Below are 6,355 nucleotides of genomic sequence, written 5' to 3'. Positions count from 1 at the left end.
CCACATCCACCATATTTAGCACCAGAGCCTTGGGCATCAATGTATGACCCGGAAAAACTAACTATTCCAGGTGTTGTAGAAGGTGAACATAAGGATAGTCCACCACATATTCAAAAAACACAGGAAGAAAATCCAGATTTCTCTGAATATAGAGAAACAGGATATCCTATTCATGGAATGAGTAGAACTCACTTAGTAGAAAAGGAAAAATTAAAAAAGGATATAGCCATTTATTATGGAATGATTAGTATGATGGACCATTATATAGGTAAAATTTTAGATAAACTTGATGAGTTAGGTCTTACAGAAGATACATTAGTTATTTTCACAACAGACCATGGTCATTATTATGGACATCATGGATTAACAAGAAAAGGGCCTTTTATGTATGAAGATTTAATTAAAATACCATTTTTAGCAAGATGGCCTAAAAAAATAGAAGAAAATAAGGTGAATAGTTCAATGCAGTCTTTAGTAGATGTTGTACCAACAATATTAGAGGCAGCGGGACTTGAGATTCCAAGAGAAATGACAGGAATAAGCCAGTTAAAGGTTTGGACAGGCGAAAAAGAAAAGGTTAGAGATAGTGTTATTTGTGAAAATCATCACGAGCCTACTACTATAAATCAAAGAACCTTTATTGATGAAAGATATAAGATAACAGTTTATATGGATAAAGAGTATGGCGAAATTTATGATTTAAAGGAAGATCCAAAGGAAATCATAAATCTTTGGGATGAAGAAGAGTATGCAGAAATAAAAACTAAGTTACTTTTAAAATATATATGGGCAGAGCTTTCAAAAGAGCCAATGTGGATGCCAAGAATTGCAGGAGCATAAAAAAATAAGAGAAAGAATGGGGTATGAGAAATGTATAAATTATTATTAGTGAGTCATGGAGAACTATGCAAGGGAATATTAAATGCAGGAAAGATGATTTTAGGAGATGTAGAGGATATAGAATATGTAAGCTTAACAGATGAAGGTGTAGATACTTTTGAAAAAAGATTAAAAGAAAAGTTGGAAAATATAAGAACTGAATGCAAGGACATACTTGTTTTAGCAGATTTATTTGGAGGAACACCTTTTAATAAGAGCTTTGCAGAAAGTGTAGTGGATAAAAATATAAGAATAGTAACAGGACTTAATTTACCTATGCTTATAGAAGCATCTATTAATTCAGGTGGAAGCTTAGAAGATGGATATAATGCAGCATTAACAGCAGGACAGCAAGGCGTTAGAACAGCTGAAGTTACAGTATCAAATGATGAGGATGATGAATAGGAGGAAAATATAATGGTTAAAAATTTAAATATAGAAGAAATTAAATTTAAGGACATAATATTAGAAGAAAAAGAGTTAGAAGAAAAAGAGATTGATGAAGCTATAAGGTTTGTAATCTCCAAAATAGATGAAAATTTAGAAACTTACACTAAAAAGTTTCCAAGTGCGTGTACAACAAACAATAGATATAGAATAAAGGATAATGATGATTGGACAAATGGATTTTGGACAGGAATGTTATGGCTTGCTTATGAGTACACAGGTGATGAAAAATATTTAGAAGTATGTAAGATTCATAAAGAAAGCTTTAAGAAAAGATATGAAGAAAACTTTGTATTAGACCATCATGACTTAGGATTTTTATACAGCCTTTCAGCAGTTGCAGGGTATAAGGTTACAGGAGATGAGGAGTCTAAAGAACTTGGAATATTAGCAGCTGAAAAGTTAAAGAGCAGATACCATGAAAAAGGTGAGTTTATCCAAGCGTGGGGAGCCTTAGGTGATGAAAAAGAATATAGATTAATAATAGATTGCTTATTAAATTTACCTTTATTATATTGGGCATCAGAAGTTACAGGAGATGAAAGCTTTAAACAGGTAGCTGATGCACATTTTAATACAGCAATAAAAAATATAATAAGAGAAGATTCATCAACATATCACACATATTATTTTGATAAGGAAACAGGAGAGCCAAAGGAAGGTGTTACACATCAAGGCTTTAGTGATGAATCATGTTGGGCAAGAGGGCAAGCATGGGCAGTTCTAGGAATGCCAATTAATTATAAATACAATAAAAATGAAGCTAGCAAAGAAATTTATGAAGCAACATTAAATTATTACTTAAACAGACTTCCAGAAGATTTTATTCCATATTGGGATTTAATATTCACAGAAAAAGATGGAGAGCCTAGAGATTCATCATCAGCTCCAATAGTTGCATGTGGAATTATGGAGATGGAAAAATATTTTGAGGGTGAAAATAAGGAAATTTACTCAAAAGCTATGCACAAAATGATGAGAAGTTTAATTAAAAGCTACACAAGTAAAGATGTTAAAGACTCGAATGGTGTCTTAATAGAAGGGGTATATGCATACCACAATAATAAGGGAATAAACGAGTGTAACCTTTGGGGAGATTATTTTTACCTAGAGGCATTAATGAGACTTAAAAATAAAGATTTAAAAATATATTGGTAAGCATCAGCGTAATAAATAAACGCTTAGTGTCATATACAGATATGACAGAGCCTCTCTATCTTAGCGAAAAGCTAGTGATAGAGGGGCTTTTATAATTTGGCATAGTAATTGCTTTTAAATAAAAGTATAAAAGAAACTTACTTTTTAGGAGGAATTTAAAATGGAAATAAGATATGCAAATCACCCAGAGGATTCAAAAAGATATACAACAGAGGAGCTTAGAAATCACTACTTAGTAGAAGAGATTTTTGTTAAAGATGAAATTAAATTAACATACAGTCATGTAGATAGAATAATATTTGGTGGAGCTATGCCAATTGAAACTGAAGTTTCTCTTGAGGCTGGAAAAGAGCTTGGAGTTGAGTTCTTCTTAGAAAGAAGAGAAATGGGAGTTATAAATGTAGGTGGAGCTGGAACAATTGTTTTAGATGGTAAAACTTATGAAATGAATAGTAAAGATGGATTATATATAGGAGCTGGAACAAGAGAAGTGTCATTCTCTTCAAAGGATAAAGAAAATCCTGCAAAATTCTATATAAATTCAGTACCAGCACACAAGTCATATGAGACTGTAAAGATAGATATAAAGGATGCAAATCCAGTAAGTCTTGGAGATAATAAAACATTAAATAAGAGAACTATATATCAATATGTTCATCCAAATGTATGTAAGAGCTGTCAATTATTAATGGGACTTACAATTTTAGAAGAAGGAAATGCATGGAACACAATGCCATGTCACACTCATGAAAGAAGAATGGAAGTTTACTTCTACTTTGATATGGAGAAGGACACAAGAGTATTCCACTTAATGGGTGAAGCTAAAGAAACTAGACACTTAGTAGTTAAAAATGAAGAAGCTATAATTTCACCAAGTTGGTCAATTCACTCAGGAGTTGGAACAAGTGATTATACATTCATTTGGGGAATGTGTGGAGAAAACCAAACATTTGACGATATGGACCATATAAAAATGGAAGAATTAAGATAAGAGGGAGTGGAAAATATGTTAGATAATTTTAATATGGATTTTTTCAGTTTAAAAAATAAAGTAGCAATAGTTACAGGTGGAAACACAGGACTTGGACAAGGTTATTCAGTTGCACTTGCTAAAGCTGGAGCAGATATTGTAGTTGCTGCCTTTGATACAAACTTTGATGAAACTCGTGAATTAATAGAAAAAGAAGGAAGAAAAGTTTTATTTGTTCAAGCTGATTTAACTAAGAAGGAAGATAGAGAAAACTTAGTTAATAAGGCTATGGAGGAGTTTGGAAGAATTGATATTCTTGTAAATAATGCAGGAACTATAAGAAGAGCACCACTTCTTGAGTACAAGGAAGAAGATTGGAATGCAGTAATGGATGTAAACTTAAATGCAGTTTATTTCTTAAGCCAAGAAGTAGCTAAAATAATGGTAAACCAAAACAGTGGGAAAATTATAAACATAGCATCAATGCTATCATTCCAAGGTGGAAAGTTTGTACCACCATATACAGCAAGTAAACATGGAGTAGCAGGTATAACTAAAGCATTTGCAAATGAACTTGCAGCACATAATGTTCAAATTAATGCAATAGCACCAGGTTATATAGCTACAGCTAATACTGCTCCAATTAGAGCAGATGAGAAAAGAAATTCTGAAATCCTTGGAAGAATTCCAGCTGAAAAGTGGGGAACTCCATTTGATTTAATGGGAACAGTAGTATTCTTATCATCAAGAGCATCAGACTATATAAATGGTCATATTTTAGCTGTTGATGGAGGATGGTTAGTTAGATAAAGGTTAATTTTATATATAGATACCATGCAAAAAGGGCTGTGTTTAACAGCCCTTAATTTTAAAAAATAGGGGTATTTGAAAATGTATTACATTTTTAGGAGGAGAATTTTATGATTAATAAATTAAAGGTTTTAAATAGAGTTTTAGATACAGGAGTTGTAGCAGTAATCAGAGGAAAGGATATGGAAGAGGCTTTAAAAACTTCAAAGGCATGTGTAGAAGGTGGAGTGGATATACTAGAGGTTACATTTACAGTACCAAAGGCTGAAACTGTGATAGCTCGTCTTTGTGAAGAACTTGGAGATAGTGCAGTAGTTGGAGCAGGAACTGTTTTAGATTCAGAAACAGCAAGAATTGCTATTTTAAATGGAGCACAGTTTATAGTAGGACCAAACTTTGATTTAGAAACAGCAAAATTATGTAATAGATATCAAATACCATATATGGCTGGATGTATGACAATAAATGAAATAGTAAAAGCCTTAGAAGGGGGAGTGGACATAGTTAAATTATTCCCAGGAGGAGCTTTCGGGCCTTCAATAATAAAGGATATAAAAGCACCACTTCCACAAGTTAGCATAATGCCAACAGGAGGAGTTTCTTTAGATAATATAAAAACATGGATAGATAATGGATGTGTTGCAGTTGGTGTTGGAGGAGCTTTAACAGAAGGTGCAAAAACAGGAGATTTTGAAAAGGTTACAAGTGTAGCTAGAGAGTTTGTAGAAAAGGTAAGAGAAGCTAGAGGAATTAAAGAAACAGTAGTTTGCTAAAGGGTTAAGGAGGAGCGAGATGAATAATAAAATAGTTTTTCTTGGAGAAATTATGATAAGGTTTTCTCCAAAGGAAGGAAAGAGATTCAACCAAAGCAGTAGCTTTGATATAAACTTTGGTGGTGCAGAAGCTAACACTGCAATGTTTTTAAGTAGACTTGGAGAAAAGACATCTTTTATAACAAAGGTTCCAAACAATCCAATTGGAGAAATGGCAATAGATTTTTTAAATGCAAATAGAGTAAATACAGAAGATGTAATAGTGGGAGAAGGAAGAATGGGTGCCTACTATTTAGAAAAAGGTTATGGAGTTAGAAATTCAAAAGTTGTATATGACAGAAAAGATTCTGCTATGGAAAAAGCAATGGCAGAAGAATTTAATATAGAGGAAGCTTTAAAAGAGGCAAAAGTGTTTCATGTTTCAGGAATTACAGCAGCACTTGGAGAAGAAAAAGTAAAATTAATAAAAAAGGCTATAAAGTATTGCAAGGAAAATAAGATTTTTGTATCAGTAGATTTAAATTATAGAAGCAAGCTTTGGAGTTTTTCAGAATTTACAAAAACTATGGGTGAAGTAATAAAAGATGTTGATTTAGTCTTTGGATGGATAGATAAAGATGTTTCAGAGTTTAAGGTAAAGAAGTTTAACAATGAAGATGAAGAAAAAGAGTTTTTTACAGAAACTTTTAAAAAGTTAAATAAAGATTTTGGTGTAAAAGCTATGGCAACTACTCTTAGAGACAGTATTTCATCAAATAGGAACAAGCTAAAAGGTGTTTATGCAGATAAAGCTGGAGTATTACTATCAAAGGAATATGAATTTGATATTTTAGATAGAGTGGGAGCTGGAGATGCTTTTTCAGGAGGTCTTTTATATAGTCTTGTAAATGAGAGAGATAAAAGAGAAAGCTTGGAATTTGCAGTTTGTGCAGGAGTGTACAAACATACTGTAGTTGGAGATGTTTTAATTGGAAGTGAAGAAGAAATTAAAGAAGTTTTAATGGAGAATAAAGGACTGGGGGTAGTTAGATAATGGAAAAGTTAAAGGCTGAATTTAAAAGAATTTTTGGAGAGCATGGAGAAGATAGCTTTTTTTCTCCAGGAAGAGTAAACCTTATAGGGGAGCATACTGATTATAATGGAGGAAATGTTTTTCCTTGTGCTATTGATATAGGAACATTTGCGGTTACTAGAAAGAGAGAGGATAATAAGGTAAGACTTTATTCTTTAAACTTTGAGGAAGAAGGAGTTAAAGAATTTTCAATTGAAGATTTAAAAAATATAAAGGAAGATGCATGGGCAAATTATCCTAAAGGTG

8 protein-coding genes are annotated in these 6,355 nt (G+C 32.4%); all 8 read left to right on the top strand.

The genetic code is table 11. From position 1 onward, the window contains the following. The coding region (locus ACRC28_RS02885; protein ID WP_438541952.1) for a sulfatase/phosphatase domain-containing protein at positions 1-840 on the top strand (840 nt) is incomplete at its 5' end. Between the two features lie 30 nt (positions 841-870). Continuing rightward, a complete protein-coding gene (locus ACRC28_RS02880; protein WP_438541951.1) occupies positions 871-1,284 on the top strand; it encodes a PTS sugar transporter subunit IIA in 414 nt (137 codons plus the stop codon). Between the two features lie 12 nt (positions 1,285-1,296). Beyond that, positions 1,297-2,484: a glycoside hydrolase family 88 protein gene (locus tag ACRC28_RS02875; RefSeq protein ID WP_438541950.1), complete on the top strand. Its 1,188-nt coding sequence runs from the start codon at positions 1,297-1,299 to the stop codon at positions 2,482-2,484. 160 nt (positions 2,485-2,644) lie between these two features. Beyond that, the gene (gene kduI / locus ACRC28_RS02870) at positions 2,645-3,475 is read left to right on the top strand and encodes a 5-dehydro-4-deoxy-D-glucuronate isomerase (protein WP_438541949.1); all 831 of its coding nucleotides are present in this window, start codon (positions 2,645-2,647) and stop codon (positions 3,473-3,475) included. Positions 3,476-3,490: 15 nt separating this feature from the next. After that, positions 3,491-4,264, top strand: a complete 774-nt coding sequence (gene kduD / locus ACRC28_RS02865) for a 2-dehydro-3-deoxy-D-gluconate 5-dehydrogenase KduD (RefSeq protein WP_438541948.1) — start codon at positions 3,491-3,493, stop codon at positions 4,262-4,264. A gap of 110 nt (positions 4,265-4,374) precedes the next feature. After that, positions 4,375-5,037, top strand: coding sequence for a bifunctional 2-keto-4-hydroxyglutarate aldolase/2-keto-3-deoxy-6-phosphogluconate aldolase (locus tag ACRC28_RS02860; protein ID WP_438541947.1), 663 nt, complete (start codon positions 4,375-4,377; stop codon positions 5,035-5,037). 19 nt (positions 5,038-5,056) lie between these two features. Then, positions 5,057-6,070, top strand: coding sequence for a PfkB family carbohydrate kinase (locus ACRC28_RS02855; protein ID WP_438541946.1), 1,014 nt, complete (start codon positions 5,057-5,059; stop codon positions 6,068-6,070). Further along, the coding region (locus ACRC28_RS02850) for a galactokinase family protein (RefSeq protein WP_438541945.1) at positions 6,070-6,355 on the top strand (286 nt) is incomplete at its 3' end. The genes ACRC28_RS02855 and ACRC28_RS02850, both read left to right, overlap by 1 nt.

The organism is Clostridium sp. (assembly GCF_051650885.1).
Lineage (GTDB): Bacteria > Bacillota > Clostridia > Clostridiales > Clostridiaceae > Clostridium.
The sequence above is the reverse complement of the archived record's forward strand: the minus strand, read 5'-3'. Positions and strand labels throughout refer to the sequence as shown.

What these genes read in the sequence shown, in the direction of transcription:
- ACRC28_RS02860 (WP_438541947.1), top strand. Translation starts at nt 4,375, where the DNA reads ATGATTAATAAATTAAAGGTTTTAAATAGAGTTTTAGATACAGGAGTT.
- ACRC28_RS02875 (WP_438541950.1), top strand. Translation starts at nt 1,297, where the DNA reads ATGGTTAAAAATTTAAATATAGAAGAAATTAAATTTAAGGACATAATA.
- kduI (WP_438541949.1), top strand. Translation starts at nt 2,645, where the DNA reads ATGGAAATAAGATATGCAAATCACCCAGAGGATTCAAAAAGATATACA.
- ACRC28_RS02855 (WP_438541946.1), top strand. Translation starts at nt 5,057, where the DNA reads ATGAATAATAAAATAGTTTTTCTTGGAGAAATTATGATAAGGTTTTCT.
- kduD (WP_438541948.1), top strand. Translation starts at nt 3,491, where the DNA reads ATGTTAGATAATTTTAATATGGATTTTTTCAGTTTAAAAAATAAAGTA.
- ACRC28_RS02880 (WP_438541951.1), top strand. Translation starts at nt 871, where the DNA reads ATGTATAAATTATTATTAGTGAGTCATGGAGAACTATGCAAGGGAATA.